Annotated in this window: 12 protein-coding genes; 6 read left to right on the top strand and 6 right to left on the bottom strand. The window is 73.6% G+C overall.

Annotated elements, in window-relative coordinates; genetic code table 11:
- Nucleotides 1–69: 69 nt before the first annotated feature.
- On the bottom strand, nucleotides 70–3,717 hold the full coding sequence (gene mfd / locus ACQP2H_RS04670) for a transcription-repair coupling factor (RefSeq protein WP_219467176.1): 3,648 nt from the start codon (nucleotides 3,715–3,717) through the stop codon (nucleotides 70–72).
- Nucleotides 3,718–3,868: 151 nt separating this feature from the next.
- On the opposite strand from mfd, the gene ACQP2H_RS04665 reads away from it, so the two are divergent.
- Nucleotides 3,869–4,765: a helix-turn-helix domain-containing protein gene (locus ACQP2H_RS04665; RefSeq protein ID WP_219467173.1), complete on the top strand. Its 897-nt coding sequence runs from the start codon at nucleotides 3,869–3,871 to the stop codon at nucleotides 4,763–4,765.
- A 275-nt stretch (nucleotides 4,766–5,040) separates the two neighbouring features.
- Here ACQP2H_RS04665 and ACQP2H_RS04660 read toward each other — a convergent pair whose 3' ends face one another.
- Entirely contained in the window at nucleotides 5,041–6,081 is a 1,041-nt protein-coding gene (locus tag ACQP2H_RS04660; RefSeq protein WP_219467171.1) for a S66 family peptidase, read from the bottom strand.
- Nucleotides 6,082–6,164: 83 nt separating this feature from the next.
- Between ACQP2H_RS04660 and ACQP2H_RS04655 the strand changes: the two genes are divergently transcribed.
- Both ACQP2H_RS04655 and ppc read left to right on the top strand, forming a co-directional pair.
- The gene (locus tag ACQP2H_RS04655; protein ID WP_219467169.1) at nucleotides 6,165–7,187 is read left to right on the top strand and encodes a hypothetical protein; all 1,023 of its coding nucleotides are present in this window, start codon (nucleotides 6,165–6,167) and stop codon (nucleotides 7,185–7,187) included.
- A 164-nt stretch (nucleotides 7,188–7,351) separates the two neighbouring features.
- A complete protein-coding gene (gene ppc / locus ACQP2H_RS04650) occupies nucleotides 7,352–10,138 on the top strand; it encodes a phosphoenolpyruvate carboxylase (protein WP_357536254.1) in 2,787 nt (928 codons plus the stop codon).
- A 155-nt stretch (nucleotides 10,139–10,293) separates the two neighbouring features.
- On the opposite strand, the gene ACQP2H_RS04645 is transcribed toward ppc, so the two are convergent.
- Nucleotides 10,294–11,049, bottom strand: coding sequence for a hypothetical protein (locus ACQP2H_RS04645; RefSeq protein WP_357536252.1), 756 nt, complete (start codon nucleotides 11,047–11,049; stop codon nucleotides 10,294–10,296).
- A 53-nt stretch (nucleotides 11,050–11,102) separates the two neighbouring features.
- Here ACQP2H_RS04645 and ACQP2H_RS04640 point away from each other — a divergent pair, with 53 nt between their 5' ends.
- Complete coding sequence (locus ACQP2H_RS04640) at nucleotides 11,103–12,254, top strand: DNA recombination protein RmuC (protein ID WP_208568557.1); 1,152 nt, start codon at nucleotides 11,103–11,105, stop codon at nucleotides 12,252–12,254.
- A gap of 91 nt (nucleotides 12,255–12,345) precedes the next feature.
- On the opposite strand, the gene ACQP2H_RS04635 is transcribed toward ACQP2H_RS04640, so the two are convergent.
- Both ACQP2H_RS04635 and ACQP2H_RS04630 read right to left on the bottom strand, forming a co-directional pair.
- A complete protein-coding gene (locus ACQP2H_RS04635) occupies nucleotides 12,346–12,801 on the bottom strand; it encodes a hypothetical protein (RefSeq protein ID WP_357536250.1) in 456 nt (151 codons plus the stop codon).
- Between the two features lie 204 nt (nucleotides 12,802–13,005).
- Entirely contained in the window at nucleotides 13,006–13,992 is a 987-nt protein-coding gene (locus tag ACQP2H_RS04630; protein WP_219467161.1) for a 4-hydroxy-3-methylbut-2-enyl diphosphate reductase, read from the bottom strand.
- Between the two features lie 179 nt (nucleotides 13,993–14,171).
- Here ACQP2H_RS04630 and xseA point away from each other — a divergent pair, with 179 nt between their 5' ends.
- Nucleotides 14,172–15,398, top strand: a complete 1,227-nt coding sequence (gene xseA, locus ACQP2H_RS04625; protein ID WP_219467152.1) for an exodeoxyribonuclease VII large subunit — start codon at nucleotides 14,172–14,174, stop codon at nucleotides 15,396–15,398.
- On the top strand, nucleotides 15,395–15,607 hold the full coding sequence (locus ACQP2H_RS04620; protein ID WP_219467138.1) for an exodeoxyribonuclease VII small subunit: 213 nt from the start codon (nucleotides 15,395–15,397) through the stop codon (nucleotides 15,605–15,607). The genes xseA and ACQP2H_RS04620 overlap by 4 nt, the downstream gene beginning before the upstream one ends.
- 7 nt (nucleotides 15,608–15,614) lie before the next feature.
- Here the strand turns inward: ACQP2H_RS04620 and ACQP2H_RS04615 are convergent, their stop codons facing one another.
- Nucleotides 15,615–16,352 carry an alanyl-tRNA editing protein gene (locus ACQP2H_RS04615; protein WP_219467136.1) on the bottom strand — a complete coding sequence of 246 codons (738 nt, stop codon included), beginning with the start codon at nucleotides 16,350–16,352 and terminating at the stop codon, nucleotides 15,615–15,617.
- Nucleotides 16,353–16,390 lie beyond the last annotated feature (38 nt).

Below are 16,390 nucleotides of genomic sequence, written 5' to 3'. Positions count from 1 at the left end.
GCGGCCCCCGCCCGCAGCTTTCGCGCCCCCGGCCCCGGCCACCCCGGGTCACCGGACCCGACCGGCCGCTCATGCCCGCGCCCCGGCCAGCGGGGCCGGCTCGCCGAGGACGTCGGAGAGGAGCTGGGCGCACCACTCCAACAGCGCCTGGTCACGCAACGGCTCGCCACCGACCCGGCGGGTGCTCGGCCGGGGCACGCTGACCTGGTCGGTGGCCGGCTTGTAGACCGAGTCCGGGTGGTAGCGCTTGAGCCGCAACTGCTTGGAATCGGGCAACGGCAGCGGCCCGAACCGCAGGTGCTTGCCCTGCACGCTCACGTCGGAGAGGCCGTAGCGGCGGGCCAGCAACCGGAACCGGGCCACCGCGACCAGGTTCTGCACCGGGGCGGGCGGCTCGCCGTACCGGTCGGTCATCTCGGCGACCACCTCGCGCAGCCGCTCGTCGTCACGCGCCTCGGCGAGCTTGCGGTACATCTCCAGCCGCAGCCGCTCCACCCCCACGTAGTCCAGCGGCAGGTGCGCGTCGACCGGAAGATCGATGCGGACGTCGGTCGCCAGCTCGTCGGACTCGGTGCTCTCCCCCTTGAACGCCGACACCGCCTCGCCGACCATCCGGACGTACAGGTCGAACCCGACGCCCTCGATGTGTCCGGACTGCTCGCCGCCGAGCAGGTTGCCGGCGCCCCGGATCTCCAGGTCCTTCATCGCCACGTACATGCCCGCGCCCAGCTCGGTGTGCTGGGCGATGGTGGCCAACCGCTCGTGCGCGTGCTCGGTGAGCGGCTTCTCCGGCGGATAGAGGAAGTACGCGTACGCCCGCTCCCGGCCCCGACCCACCCTGCCCCGGATCTGGTGCAGCTGGGCCAGGCCGAGCAGGTCGGCCCGCTCCACGATGAGGGTGTTGGCGTTCGGGATGTCGATGCCGGACTCCACGATGGTGGTGCAGACCAGGACGTCGAACTCCTTCTCCCAGAAGCCGACCATCACCTTCTCCAGGGCCTCCTCGCCCATCTGCCCGTGGGCCACCGCCACCCGCGCCTCGGGCACCAGCTCGCGCAGCCTCCGCGCCGTCCGGTCGATCGACTCCACCCGGTTGTGCAGGTAGAAGACCTGCCCGTCGCGGAGCAACTCACGGTGGATGGACGCGGCCACCTGCCGGTCGTCGTACGACCCGACGAAGGTCAGCACCGGGTGCCGCTCCTCCGGCGGGGTGGCGATGGTCGACATCTCGCGGATGCCGGTGATCGCCATCTCCAGCGTCCGCGGGATCGGGGTGGCCGACATGCTCAGCACGTCGACCGAGGCGCGCAGCGTCTTGAGGTGCTCCTTGTGCTCGACGCCGAAGCGCTGCTCCTCGTCGATGACCACCATGCCGAGTTGCTTGAACCGGGTGGCCGTCTGGAGCAGCCGGTGGGTGCCGATGACGATGTCGACGGTGCCGTCGGCGACCATCTCCAACGTCCGTTCGCTCTCCTTGGCGGTCTGGAAGCGGGACAGCTGCCGGATGGTCACCGGGAACTGGTTCATCCGTTCGGCGAACGTGTTGTAGTGCTGCTGCACCAGCAACGTCGTCGGCACCAGCACCGCCACCTGCTTACCGTCCTGCACCGCCTTGAACGCCGCCCGGACGGCGATCTCGGTCTTGCCGTACCCGACGTCACCGCAGATCAGCCGGTCCATCGGGACGGTCTGTTCCATGTCCCGCTTGACCTCCTCGATGGCGGCCAACTGGTCGGGCGTCTCCTGCCACGGGAAGGCGTCCTCCAGCTCCCGCTGCCACGGGGAGTCCGGGGCGAACGCGTGCCCCTTGGACGCCTTGCGGGCGGCGTAGAGCTGGATCAGCTGGGCGGCGATCTCCCGGACCGCCTTGCGGGCGCGGGCCTTGGACTTCTGCCAGTCCGAGCCGCCCATCTTGTGCAGGGTGGGCTGCTCGCCGCCGACGTAGCGGGAGAGCTGGTCGAGCTGGTCGGTGGGGACGAAGAGCCGGTCGCCGGGCTGGCCGCGCTTGCTGGCCGCGTACTCGATGACCAGGTATTCGCGGGACGCGCCGTTGACGGTGCGCTGCACCAGCTCGACGTACCGGCCGATGCCGTGCTGCTCGTGCACGACGAAGTCGCCGGCCTTCAGCTCCAGCGGGTCGATGGTGTTGCGCCGCCGGCTCGGCATCTTGCGCATGTCCCGGGTGGAGGTGCCCCGGCCACCGGTGACGTCGTTGCCGGTGAGCAGCACGAACCTCGACGCCTCGTCGACGAAGCCGGCGGTCAGGCAGCCGCAGGTGACCAGCACCTCGCCGGGGGCGGGCGCGGCCGGCACCTGCTCGGTGAGCCGGGCGCCCAGGCCCGCGTCGCGGAGCACCTCGACGGCCCGCTGGGCGGGACCGTGCCCCTCGAAGACCAACGCGACCGCCCAGCCCTCGCCGGTCCAGCGCTTGATGTCGTCGACCACCCGGCCGGTCTCACCGTGGTAGAGCGGGGCCGGCTGGGCGGCCAGGGTCACCGTGATCGCGTCGTCGGGGGTCACGTCTCCCCCGCCCGGCGCATCCTCCCAGGGCTGCCGGGTGGGGGTGGCGGCGTCCGCCTCGACCAGCCCGAACGGGGCGAGGGTCCACCAGGGCTGGCGCAGGGCGCGGGCGGTGGCGCGTACCTCGGCCAGGGACTTGAAGGCGGCGGCGCCGAGGTCGACCGGGGCCTGGCCACCGACGGCGGCCGCGGCCCAGCTCGCCTGGAGGAACTCCTCCGAGGTACGCACCAGGTCGTGGGCCCGGGTGCGGATCCGCTCCGGGTCGCAGAGCAGCACGTGGGTGCCGGCCGGCATGGTGTCGACCAGCAGCTCCAGGCTCTCGCTGCCGAGCAGCGCCGGCACCAGCGACTCCATCCCCTCGACGGGGATGCCCTCGGCCAGCTTGTCGAGGATCTCGGCCAGTTCCGGGTGCTCCCCGGCGAGCGCGGCGGCCCGCCGGCGCACCGCCGGGGTCAGCAGCAGCTCCCGGCACGGCGGGGCCCACAGCTGCGGTACGCCTTCGATGGTGCGCTGGTCGGCGACGGCGAAGGTGCGGATCTCCTCCACCTCGTCACCCCAGAACTCGACCCGGGACGGGTGCTCGTCGGTGGGTGGGAAGACGTCCAGGATGCCGCCGCGCACGGCGAACTCGCCGCGTTTGGTGACCAGGTCGACCCGGGCGTACGCCAGGTCGGTGAGCCGGCGGGCGACCTGCTCCAGGTCGGCCTCCTCCCCGGCGGCGAGCTGCACCGGGTCCAGGTCGCCGAGGCCCTTGAGCTGTGGTTGCAGCAGCGAGCGCACCGGGGCCACCACCACCCGCAGCGGGCCGGTCACCCCCTGCGCGTCGGCGGTGTCGGGGTGGGCGAGGCGGCGCAGCACGGCCAGTCGCCGGCCGACGGTGTCGGAACGGGGTGAGAGCCGCTCGTGCGGCAGCGTCTCCCAGGACGGGAAGACCGCCACCTGCCCGGCCGGGAGCAGGCTGCCCAGCGCGGCGGCCAGGTCGTCGGCCTCCCGGCTGGTGGCGGTCACCGCGAGCACCGGCCGGCCGGCCCCGCCGACCGGCTCGTCGGCGGCGACGGCGGCCACGGCGAACGGGCGCAGCGCGGCCGGGGCGGTCAGGTCCAGCCCGTCGACCTGGGCGGCACCGGAGCGCGCCAGGTCACGAGCACGGGCCAGCCCGGGGTCGGCCAGGGCGGCGGAGAAGAGTCCGGTGAGCATCAGTGATCACTTCCAGGAAAGCCGCCGGTCGGCCCGGGGCGCGCGAAGATGCCCCCACGCCCGGCCGGGCCGGGGGGTGCACGGCCGCCAGCCTATCTCGCGAGGGAGACAATCGAGCCCGCAGCGGCGGTGCCGGAACGGGGGAGGACCAATGCCACAGCAGTGGGGCGCGGACCCACGCCAACAGACCACCCAGGGACGGTGGCGGGGTCTGGGCCTGCCCGACGGGATGACCTTCTACGAGGTGCGCTGCCTGATCGACGAGCCGGGCTGGGTGGGCCCGGTGCCCAACCTCGGCTACCGGGTCTACCTGGGGCGCTCCGGCGGATACCTGCGCCGGCTCAACGGTGAGATCGCGTTCGCCGATGCGACGTCGGTGCTGCTGACCCGACCCGGCGACGAGATGAGCGTGGCCCATCCGCTCGGCTGCGGCGACGTCTACTCGTGCCTGGAGATCCGCCCCGAGGTCCTCGAGGAACGCCCGGACGCCCGCGACTGGTTCACCCGGCGCAGCTGGGACGGTCAGCTCGACGCCGCGTTGGACCTGGAGCACCGGATGCTGGTGGCCCGCAGCCGGCGGGGTCTGGACGGCTTCGAGCTGACCGAGCACACCCACCAGTTCCTGGCCACCCTGCTCAGTGGCAGCCCGCTGGGCCGGGGTGCCCCGGGCGCGGACCTGGACCGTGCGGTGGGGCGGCGACCGGCCACCCTGGCCGCCCATCGACGCCTCGCCGACCAGGCCCGCCAGGTGCTCGCCGCGTCGGGTTTCACCCTGGGGCTCACCGAGGTCGCCCGGCTGGTCGGCTGCTCACCGCACCACCTGAGCCGGGTGTTCCAGCGGGTCACCGGGCGCAGCCTCACCGCCTACCGCAACGAGCTGCGGGTCCGGGCGGTGCTGGATCTGTTGGGCCGCTCCGATCCGCCCCGGCTGGTGACGATCGCCGCCGAGTACGGCTTCGCCGACCAGGCGCACCTGAGCCGGGTGGTCCGGGAGCGGGTCGGCCATCCGCCCGCCCGCCTGCGTCGACTGCTCGCACCCGCCGACTGACGGCCCGCTGCCCGGCACCCGGGCCGCGGGGCGCTCGTCGTGGCGGGGCCGCCGGTCGAACCGAACCGCGCACGAATCTTCAAGATTTCGACCCCCGTGCCAACCGAGGATGGAACAGCCAGCCCGGTCGGTCGACGTTGCGACGGCCGAGGGAGACGCGGACCTGTTCGGGGAGGCCCGCGTACCCCCCAGTCGGGCTGACCGGGGATGCCGTCCGGCGCCCGGTGGAGGTGCCGTACCCCGGTGCGGCACCTCCACACCCGGCCGCGTCCCGTTCAGTAGCGCACGGCGATGCGTCGTTCGACCGCGTCGACCCGGATCTCCCCGCCGTACGGGATGATCAACTGCGGGTCGGTGTGGCCCAGGTCGACGTCGAAGACCACCACCGCGTCCGGGCGGTACGCGCTCAGCGCCCGGACGATGGCACCCCGTTGGGCGGCGGCCCACGCCAGCCGTTGCGCCACCGGCAGCGGTCGTGCGAAGTCCCACGCCTTGGGCCGGCCGACGATGATCGCCGGGAAGGCGGCGAGCAGTCCCCGCTCCCCCATGTTCCGCACGATCCGGAACACCTCCTGCGCGTCGGGCAGCTCGTTGGAGGTCTCGACGACGAGCACCGAGCCGGCCAGTTCGGCGGCCGACGGGACCCGGTCGGCGGCCATCAGCCAGTGCAGGATCTCCAGGCAACCGCCCCAGGTCCGGCCCTCGACGACCGTCGACGGTCCCCGCCAGCGCCAGCCCTCGCCGGGCAGCATCGGCGGTTCGACCGTGAGCGTGGCGGGGTCCCGCCAGTCGCCCGGTTCGTCACCCCACTGCGGCGCGGGGGTCAGCTCGTACCAGTCGGAGGTGAACAGGGCGGCACGCAGCGAGTCGAGGGTCAGCGGGTGCGGCGCACCGGGTCGGCCGAGGTGCACCAGCACCGAGCCGCCGTGGTAGGCCACCATCCCCAGCCGGTAGAGGTGGTTGAGGACGTTGGTGTTGTCCGAGTAGCCGAAGTAGGGCTTCGGGTTGGCCCGCAGCACCGCGTCGTCGAGGTGCGGGGTGACGGTGATCAGGTCGTCGCCGCCGACGGTGGCGAGCACGGCGGTGACCGTCGGGTCGGCGAAGGCGGCGGTCAGGTCCCGCGCGCGGTCCCGGGGGTCGGCCCGGGTCTGCCTGGTGGTCGGGTACTCCACCGGCACCAGGCCGAACTCCTCGCGCAGCCGGTGCAGGCCCAGCTCGTACACGTGCGGGAACAGACCCGGCAGGCCGGCGGAGGGGGAGACGACGGCGACCCGGTCGCCCGGTTTCGGTTTGGCGGGGTACGCGGGACGGCTCACGGTCGGAACCTACCGCCCGTCACCAGCGGTTTTCGCCTGACGAAACCCCACAGGCCGGGCATTACGGGCCATAGGCTGAGCCGGTGGACGAGGAGCCGCGGACCCGGGCCTGGCTGCCCCGCACGGCGGCGCTGCTGTTCGGCACGCTGGTGCTGGCCAGCGCGTTCATCGCGGCCTACGTCGGCGCGCTGCACCAGCCGCACCCCCGGGACGTGCCGGTCGGGGTGGTGACCGGCGACCAGCGCGCCGAGGCGCTGCTGACCGCCGTGCGGGCCCGCACCGACACCATCGAGCCCATCGGGTACGCCGACCCGGGCGCGGCCGACGACGCCCTCACCGCCCGCCAGGTGTACGCCGTGCTCACCTCGGCCCCCGACGGCACGCTCACCCTCGCCACCGCCAGCGCCTCCGCCCCGGCCGCCACCGAACTGGTCACCGGGGTCCTCACCCCGGCCGCCCAGCAGGCCGGACTGCCGCTCACCGTCACCGACCAGGTGCCGGTCTCCCCCGACGACCCGCGCGGTCTGGTGCCGTTCTACCTGGCCGTCGGGCTGGTGCTCGGCGGCTACCTGGCCTCGACCGCGCTCGGCGTCTCGCTCGGCACCGCCCCACGCGGGCTGCGCCGGGCCGGACTGCGGATCGGCTCGCTGGCCGTGCACGCGGTGCTGCTCGGGACCATCGGCGCGGTGCTGGTCGGCCCGGTCCTCGACGTCTGGGACCACGACCTGGTCACGGTGGCGGCGGTCGGCACGCTCACCGTCTTCACCGCCGCGATGGTCGCCGCCGCCGTGCAGGGCTGGCTGGGACTGCTCGGCACCGGGCTGGTGATCCTGCTGCTGGTGGTGCTCGGCAACCCCGGCTCGGGCGGCATCTACGCCCCGGAGTTCCTGCCCGCCGCGCTGCGCGGGATGCACCGCTGGAACGTCCCCGGCCTCGCCACCGACCTGCTCAAGTCGGCCGTCTACTTCGACTGGCGGTCGGCCCGCTGGCCCCTGGCAGGGCTGCTGACCTGGGCCGTTCTGGGGCTGCTCGGCCTGCTCACCGCCGCCCGGTTCCGGGCCCGCCGGACCACCACCCACCGGGTCGACACCCGACCGGACGGGTGAGGCCGGACCGCCGGCGGGCGGGGTCGAATCCACCGGGCGGGGGTGGGACACGGCGATCGTGGGGAAGGTGACACACCGAACCCCTTCCTCGCCGACCGGGCCGCGCAGATACCATCCAGGGAGTCGGACAGCGCTGTCCTTCGTACTCACGTAAGGAGCGCACGGTGACCGACCAGCATGATCACGACGGGCCCGACGCCGCCCTGCGGGCCGACATCCGCCGGCTCGGCACCCTGCTCGGCCAGACCCTGGCCCGGCAGGAGGGTCGGCCGCTGCTCGACCTGGTCGAGGAGATCCGCGCCCAGGTCCGCTCCGACGCGCCGGCCGCCGCGCAGCGCCTCGGCGGGCTGGACGTGACCACCGGCACCAAGCTGGCCCGCGCCTTCTCCACCTACTTCCACCTGGCCAACATCACCGAGCAGGTGCACCGGGCCCGGGACCTGCGCCGCCGTCGGGCGATCCAGGGCGGCTGGCTCGATCAGGCCGCCAAGATGATCGCCGAGCGCGGGGTGCCGGCCGAGGAGATCGCCGCCGCCGCCCGCCGCCTCGCGGTACGCCCCGTCTTCACCGCCCACCCCACCGAGGCGGCCCGCCGGTCGATCCTGTCCAAGCTGCGCGCCATCGCCGACGAACTGGACACCGAGACCGCCAACGCCATCCTCTACGGTGCGAGCGACGAGGGCCCGGCCAACCGCCGCCTCGCCGAACTGCTCGACCTGATGTGGCAGACCGACGAGCTGCGCCTCGACCGGCCCGACCCGACCGACGAGGCCCGCAACGCCATCTACTACCTGCGCGACCTGTACGCCGAGGCCGCCCCGCAGGTGCTCGACGACCTGGCCGACACGCTGCGCACCCTCGGCGTGGAGACCTCGCCGACGTCGCGCCCGCTGACCTTCGGCACCTGGATCGGCGGCGACCGGGACGGCAACCCGTTCGTCACCCCCGTGGTCACCCGGGAGGTGCTGCGCATCCAGCACGAGCACGGCATCACCGCCACCGAGGCGGCGATGGAGCACCTGGTCAACGAGGTCTCCGTCTCCCGCCGGCTACGCGCCGTGTCGCTGGACCTGTCGGCCAGCCTCGCCGCCGACCTGGACGCGCTGCCCGAGGTGGCCCCCCGGTTCCGCCGGGTCAACGCCGAGGAGCCCTACCGGCTCAAGGCCCGCTGCGTGAAGGCGAAGCTGGCCAACACCCGGGAGCGGCTGCGCGCCGGCACCCCGCACGTGCCGGGCCGCGACTACCAGGGCTCCGGCGAGCTGATCGCCGACCTGGAGCTGCTGCGCGCCTCGCTGGCCCGCAACTCCGGGCAGCTCACCGCCGTCGGCCGGCTCGCCTCGACCATCCGTACCGTCTCCGCGTTCGGCCTGCACCTGGCCACCATGGACGTACGGGAGCACGCCGAGAAGCACCACGAGGTGCTCACCCAGCTGTACGCGGCGGTCGGCGAGGTGTCGGACTACCCGGCGCTGACCCGCCTGGAGCGCACCAAGCTGCTCGCCGACGAGCTGACCGGCCGCCGGCCGCTGTCCGCCCTGGACACCCCGTTGACCGAGGGGGCGCGCAAGACGTTCGACGTGTTCGGGACCATCCGCGAGGCGCAGGACCGGTTCGGTGGCGAGGTCATCGAGTCGTACATCATCTCGATGACCCTCGGCGTGGACGACGTCCTCGCGGCGGTGGTGTTGGCCCGGGAGGCCGGCCTGGTCGACGTGCACACCGGGCGGGCCCGGATCGGCTTCGTGCCGCTGCTGGAGACCCCGGCCGAGCTGAACGCCGGCGGCGAGATGCTCAACGAACTGCTCTCCCTGCCGGCCTACCGGGCGCTGGTCGCGGCCCGGGGCGACGTGCAGGAGGTGATGCTGGGCTACTCCGACTCCAACAAGGAGGCCGGCATCACCACCAGCCAGTGGTCGATCCACCGGGCCCAGCGGGCGCTGCGGGACGTGGCCGCCCAGCACGGCGTGCACCTGCGGTTGTTCCACGGCCGGGGCGGCACGGTCGGGCGCGGCGGCGGCCCCACCCACGAGGCGATCCTGGCCCAGCCGTACGGCACCCTGGACGGCGCGATCAAGGTGACCGAGCAGGGTGAGGTCATCTCCGACAAGTACACCCTGCCGGCGCTGGCCCGGGAGAACCTGGAACTGACCGTGGCCGCGGTGCTCCAGGCCACGCTGCTGCACACCGCACCCCGGCAACCCGCCGAGCAGTTGGAGACCTGGGACGCGGCGATGGACGTGGTCTCCGAGTCGGCCTTCCGGTCCTACCGTGGGCTGGTGGAGGACCCGGACCTGCCGGCGTACTTCTGGGCGTCCACGCCGACCGAGCTGCTCGGTGCGCTCAACATCGGCTCCCGGCCGGCGAAGCGGCCCAACACCGGGGCCGGTCTGGGCGGCCTGCGGGCCATCCCGTGGGTGTTCGGCTGGACGCAGACCCGGCAGATCGTGCCCGGCTGGTTCGGGGTCGGCTCCGGCCTCGCCGCCGCCCGCGCCGCCGGCCTGGAGGACGTGCTGGCCGAGATGAACCGCAACTGGCACTTCTTCCGCACGTTCCTGTCCAACGTGGAGATGATGCTGACCAAGACCGACCTCAGCATCGCCCGCCGGTACGTCGAGACGCTGGTTCCGGAGCAGCTGCACCCGATCTTCGACAAGATCGAGCAGGAGTACGAGCTGACCAAGCAGGAGGTGCTGGCGGTCACCTCGTCGCCGGCCCTGCTGGAGAACTCACCGGTGCTCCAACGCACCCTCGCGGTGCGCGACACATACCTGGAGCCGCTGCACCACCTCCAGGTGGCGTTGCTGCGGCAGTACCGGGACTCCGGCGCCGCCGGCCGGGCGGTGGCCACCGCGCCGGGCGGCCGACGCGCCCCCAGCGACGGTACGGCCCTGGAGCGTGCCCTGCTCACCACGGTCAACGGCATCGCGGCCGGGATGCGCAACACCGGCTGACGCGCCGGGCCCCTGCCGACGCCACGGCTACCGCAGGGGCCCGCTCGGCCCGGCCGCAGCGATCCAGGCCGGCCGAAGCGATCCGGGCCGGCCCGGATCGCGGTAGGTGCGCGGCGGGTAGGGACCGGTCGGGGCCCACAGCGTGAGCCCTGACGTCAGAAGTCGCCACCACCGCCGAAGTCGCCACCCCCGAAGTCGCCGCCGCCGAACCCACCGCCGCCGAAGTCACCCCCGCCGAAGTCACCGGCGGTGCCGAAGTCCGCGCCGTCGCCGAAGCCCTCCTGGTAGCCGGCGTCGTAACCCGGGTCGGCGAACGCCGGCGAGAAGAGCGCGTCGGCGATCAGCATCCCGCCGACCACACCGACGCCCGCCCCCAACGCGGTCTTCCACCAGGGCGTCGAGTACCAGCCGGCCGGCACCGGCCGCCCCTGGTAGCGCCCGCCCGGGTAGTAGTACGGGGTGTCCCGGCCGGGCTGCGGGCCGGCCCTGAACGTCTGCCCCTGCACGTCCACCTGACGCTCCCGGGTGATCTCCCCGGCCCCCTGCGCGGCGGCGAGCGGGGGCAGCTCCGGGCCCGGGTCCAGGCCGAGCGCCACCCGGGCCGCCCGCGCGTAGGCGAGCCCCTCCAACGCGGTCTCCCGGGCCAGCCGGAACTGGTGCACCGTCCGGGCCTGCTCCAACTGGCTGCCCGCCGCGTTGTACCGCTCACCCGCGTCGACCAGGGCCTGACGCACCGCCGGGTCGTCGCCGTGCAGGTTCATCACCTGACCGCCGAGGCGTTCGTACCACCGTTGGGCGTCGGCCCGCACGTCGGCGAGGCTGCGCGCCTCCCGGGCCGCCTTCTCCCGCCGCCACCAGACGAAACCACCGACCAGCAGGGCGATCAGGATCGCCACGAGCAGAAATTCCATCCTACGAACGTACCCGGGGGCGTCGAGTCGTACCCGTTTGGCAAGCTCTGGTGATGGACTTCTCGACGCTGGCCGTGGTGGTGGTCTGTCTCGCCGCCGGTGGAGCCCTCGGCTGGTACGCCGCCCGCTCCCGGTCGGCCACCGAGATCGCCCGGCTGGAGGCCACCCTCGCCGCCACCCGGGAAGGCGAGGGCCGGTTGGAGCAGTCGATGCGGGCGCTCAGCTACGAGGCGACCGCCCAGTCCCAGGAGGCGGTGGCCCGCGCGGTGGCCCCGCTGCACGACACCCTGCGCCGCTACGAGACCCGGGTCGGCGAGCTGGAACGCGACCGGGTCGACGCCTACGCCGAGCTGCGCGAACAGGTCCGCTCCATGGGGGCGGTCTCCAGCGAGCTGCGCACCGAGACCAAACAGCTGGTCGCCGCGCTGCGCGCCCCGCAGGTACGCGGGCGTTGGGGCGAGCACCAGCTCCGTCGGATCGTCGAGGCGGCCGGCATGCTGGAGCACTGCGACTTCAGCGAACAGGTCACCGCCACGACCGACCACCAGGGGGTCCGCCCCGACCTGGTGGTCCGGTTGCACGGCGGGCGCACGGTGGTGGTGGACGCCAAGGCACCCTTCGACGCCTACCTGACGGCGATGGAGGCGCGCGACGAGCACGGCCGCGACACCCACCTCGACCGGCACGCCAAGCACCTGCGCGGGCACGTCGACGCGCTGGCCGCGAAGACCTACTGGGCGGCGTTCGACGACACCCCCGAGTTCGTGGTGCTGTTCGTGCCGGCCGACCCGTTCCTGGACGTGGCGTTGCAGCGCGACCCGACGCTGCTGGAGCACGCGTTCGCCCGCAACGTGGTGCTGGCCACCCCGGCCACCCTGGTCGCGCTGCTGCGTACGGTGGCCTACTCGTGGCGGCAGGAGGCGCTGGCCCGCAACGCGGTGGCGGTGCACTCGCTGGCCCGCGAGCTGTACGGCCGACTGTCCACCCTGGGCGATCACGTCGGCAAGCTCGGCACCTCGCTCGGTGGCGCGGTGACGGCGTACAACCGGGCGGTCGGTTCGTTGGAGGCACGGGTGCTGGTCAGTGCGCGCAAGCTGGCCGAGCTGGGCGTCTCCGACCAGGAGCTGGCCGTCCCCGCCCAGGTCGAGCTGGCCCCCCGCCAGCCCCAGGCCCCCGAGCTGCTCCCCACCGACGACCGCTCCTAGGCCGCCCCCCACCCGCTCCACCTGCCGGTCCGGCCCGCCGGCCCCGGGCACGGCCGCAGGCGTGGGCACCGGGCCGGGCGGGCCGGGCGGGTCAGGAGCGGCGGGCGGATTCCACCACGAACGGGACACCCTGCTGGCAGGTGCTCATCAGGTCGGGCTGGGCCCGGCCGGTGACGCTGACCCGGGCCCCCACGACGAGCACGTCCTTGGGGCCGCCGACGAGTTGGTGCCCGTCGAGCAGCAGGCAGCCCGGCTCGACCCCCGACTCGACCGTGCCGGTCAGCTCGGTCGCGCCCGGACCGGGCGGCACCTTCGGCCCGCCACCGGGCAACTTGGGCCCGCCGGGTGGCACCGACGCGCCGGGTGGCACCGGGCCTGCGGGTGACGTGGACGGGGCCACCGAGGCCGGCGACGGGGTGGCCGGGTCCGTCGGGGAGCTGGTCGGCACGGCCGGGGGGCCGGTGACGTCGGCATCGTCCCCGCCACAGCCGGTGAGCGCCACACCGGCGGCCAGCAGCACGACCAACGCCATCCGAGGAGTTCTCATACCCACTGGGACGCACCCCTTCCGCGTTCCGTTCCGTGGGACCGGCATCGATCCCCGGGGAAACCCGTCGGTCCCGGCCACGGGCCCCGACGACCCCGGGCACGAAAGGCCCGACAGCCCAGCGGGCGGCGGTCACCCAGCCCAACGCGGCGGACCGTCAGCGCAGCGCAGCGGCGGACCGTCAGCCCAGGACGCGGCGGACCGTCAGCCGCGGGCGGCGGCGGCCTTCATGTCGCGCTTGAGTTCCTGGGGCAGTGAGAAGGTCAGCCGCTCGTTGGCGGTGACCACCTCGTCGACGTCGGTGAAGCCCCGCTCGGCCAGGTGGGCCAGCACCTCCTGGACCAGCTCGTCGGGCACGCTCGCACCGGAGGTCAGCCCGACGGTGGCGGCACCAGTCAGCCAGGCGTCGTCGATCTCGTGGGCGAAGTCGACCAGGTGCCCCGCGCGGGCCCCGGCGTCCAGGGCCACCTCGACCAGGCGTACCGAGTTGGAGGAGTTGCGCGAGCCGACCACGATCACCACGTCGCAGTCGGGGGCGATCTCCTTGACCACGTGCTGCCGGTTGGAGGTGGCGTAGCAGATGTCGTCGCTGGGCGGCGACTGGAGCAGCGGCAGCCGGGTCTTGAGCCGGGCCACCGTCTCCAGCGTCTCGTCGACCGACAGGGTGGTCTGGGAGAGCCAGACGACCTTGCTCGGGTCCCGCACGGTGATCGTGTCGGCGTCGTCGGGGCCGTCGACCAGCTGGATGTGGGCGGGAGCCTCCCCGGCGGTGCCGATGACCTCTTCGTGCCCCTCGTGGCCGATCAGCAGGATGTCGTAGTCCTCGGCGGCGAACCGCTTGGCCTCCTGGTGCACCTTGGTCACCAGCGGGCAGGTCGCGTCGATCGCCTTGAGCGACCGGGCCTTGGCCTGCTCGTAGACCTCGGGGGCGACGCCGTGCGCGGAGAAGATGACGGTGGCGCCCTCGGGTACCTCCTCGTTCTCCTCCACGAAGATCGCGCCCTGGGCCTCCAGGGTCTGCACCACGTGCTTGTTGTGCACGATCTGCTTGCGGACGTAGATCGGGGCACCGTAGAGCTTCAGCGCCTCCTCGACGGTCTGCACCGCCCGGTCCACCCCCGCGCAGTAGCCGCGGGGCTTGGCCAGGAGCACGCGCTTGCCGGTCTTGGGGGTCGCCTCAGCCTCGGTCACCCGCCCATCGTACGTGCCGGCATCCCCACCGGCAGGAGCTGCGACCCGTACCACAGCGGGGGTACGCCGTCCCGTCCCGTGGCGTGCTCACGCGGCAGCTCCCGGGACCCGGCCGGGACGCGTGGCGCGGGCGGTCGGGGCTGCCCCGGGTCGTCGGAGGCGGACCGTAGGGTGGGCGGGTGACCGACGCCCCCCGCAGCACCCCCGAGGAACCCTGGCCGGTCCGGGTGGTCAGCCAGAAGGTCGGCGCCTGGATCGCCAAGCTCGGCTGGGTCTGGGTCGACGGGCAGGTGGCGCAGATCAGCCGCCGGCCGGGGGCGGGCACGGTCTTCCTCACCCTGCGCGACCCGTCGGCCGACCTCAGCCTCACCGTCACCACCAACCGGGACGTCCTGGACGCCGGCGCACCGGAGCTGCGCGAGGGCGCCCGGGTGGTGCTGCACGCCAAGCCGGAGTTCTATGCCGCCCGGGGCACGTTGAGCCTGCGCGCCGACGAGATCCGCCAGGTGGGGCTCGGTGAGCTGCTGGCCCGGCTGGAGAAGCTCAAGAAGCTGCTCGCCGCCGAGGGGTTGTTCGACCGGGCCCGCAAGCGCCGGCCGCCGTTCCTGCCACAGCGGATCGGCCTGGTCACCGGCCGGGCGTCGGCCGCCGAGCGGGACGTGTTGACCAACGCCCGGCGACGCTGGCCGGCGGTGGAGTTCCGCACCGTCAACGTGGCGGTGCAGGGGCCGGGTGCGGTGTCGCAGATCGTCGACGCGTTGCGGGTCCTCGACGCCGACGAGACCATCGACGTGATCATCCTGGCCCGGGGCGGCGGCGGCATCGAGGATCTGCTGCCCTTCTCCGACGAGGCGCTGTGCCGGGCGGTCTTCGCCTGCCGTACCCCGGTGGTCAGCGCGATCGGCCACGAGACGGACGCCCCGCTTGTCGACTACGTCGCCGACGTGCGCGCCTCCACCCCGACGGACGCCGCCAAGCGGGTCGTCCCCGACCTGGCCGACGAGGTACGCCTGATCGGCCAGGCCCGGTCCCGGCTGGAGCGGGCGGTCCGCAACCTGGTCGACCGGGAGTCGCACCGGCTGACCCTGCTGCGCTCCCGGCCGGTGCTGGCCCGCCCGCAGGTGATGGTCGAGCAGCGCGCGGCCGAGGTGTCGGCGTTGCGGGACCGGGCGGGGCGCAACCTGCACCACCGGCTCGACGCGGCCACCGGCGACCTGCGGCACACCCTGGCCCGGTTGCGGGCGCTCTCCCCCGCCGCCACCCTCGACCGGGGTTACGCCATCGTGCAACGGGCCGACGGGCACGTGGTCCGGGCGGCCGGCGAGGTGGCCACGGGCGATCCGCTGCGGGTACGCCTCGCCGAGGGCGAACTGACCACGACCGTCGAGGAGACGAGGACGAGATGAGCGACCGGAAAGCCGACGAGCAGCTCAGCTACGAGCAGGCCCGGGCCGAACTGGCCCAGGTGGTGGAGCGGCTGGAGGCGGGTGGCACCTCGTTGGAGGAGTCGCTGGCGTTGTGGGAGCGCGGCGAGCGGCTGGCCGCCGCCTGCCAACGCTCCCTCGACGGCGCGCGGGCCCGGATCGACGCCGCCCGGTCGGCCACCGACGCCTGATCCGGCGTCAGCCGACCAGGCGGATGCGGACCCGACGGTTCTGCTTGCCCTTGCTCTCCACCTTGACCACCTGGAGCCGCCCGACCTGCCCGATGGACGCGACGTGGGTGCCGCCGTCGGCCTGCACGTCGAGCCCTTCGATGTCGACGATGCGGACCTCCTGCTCGTCCGGGGGGATGAGGTTGGTCTGGGTGCGCACGATGTCGGGGATGGCCAACGCCTCGTCTCGGGGCAGCACCCGCACGGAGATCCGCCGGTCGGTGGCCAACTCCTTGTTGACCGCCTCCTCCAGCAGCCCCTTGAAGCCCTCGGGGGGCTGCGGCAGGTTGAAGTCCATCCGGGCCTCGCCCGGCTCCATGTTGCCGCCGGTCACCAGCGCGCCGAAGTCGCGGAACACCACCCCGCAGAGCACGTGCAGCCCCGAGTGGGTACGCATCAGCGTGAACCGGCGTTCGTCCTCGATCGCGCCCTGGACCTCGGCGTCGACCGGCGGCGTCGGGTCGCCCTCGGCGGGGATCAGGTAGAGGTCGTCACCCTTGTGGGTGCCGACGATCCGGGTCTGCACCCCCTGCCACAGCAGGACGCCGTGGTCCGGTGGCTGTCCGCCGCCGCCGGGGTAGAAAGCGGACCGGTCCAGCACGATGCCGCGCTCGGGGTCGACGTGCACGACCCGGCAGGTCCACTCGCGCAGGGACGGGTCGGCGAGGTCGAGACGTTCGGTGCGTCCGTGGTGGGAGATGCCCATGGGGGCGCAGCGTACTACCGATCGTCGCGCATCGTGAG

It is taken from the genome of Micromonospora sp. CA-248260, from assembly GCF_050942205.1.
GTDB classification, from domain to species: Bacteria; Actinomycetota; Actinomycetes; order Mycobacteriales; family Micromonosporaceae; genus Micromonospora; species Micromonospora antibiotica.
Note: the sequence above shows the minus strand (reverse complement) of the source record. Positions and strands in the feature narration are given on the sequence as shown.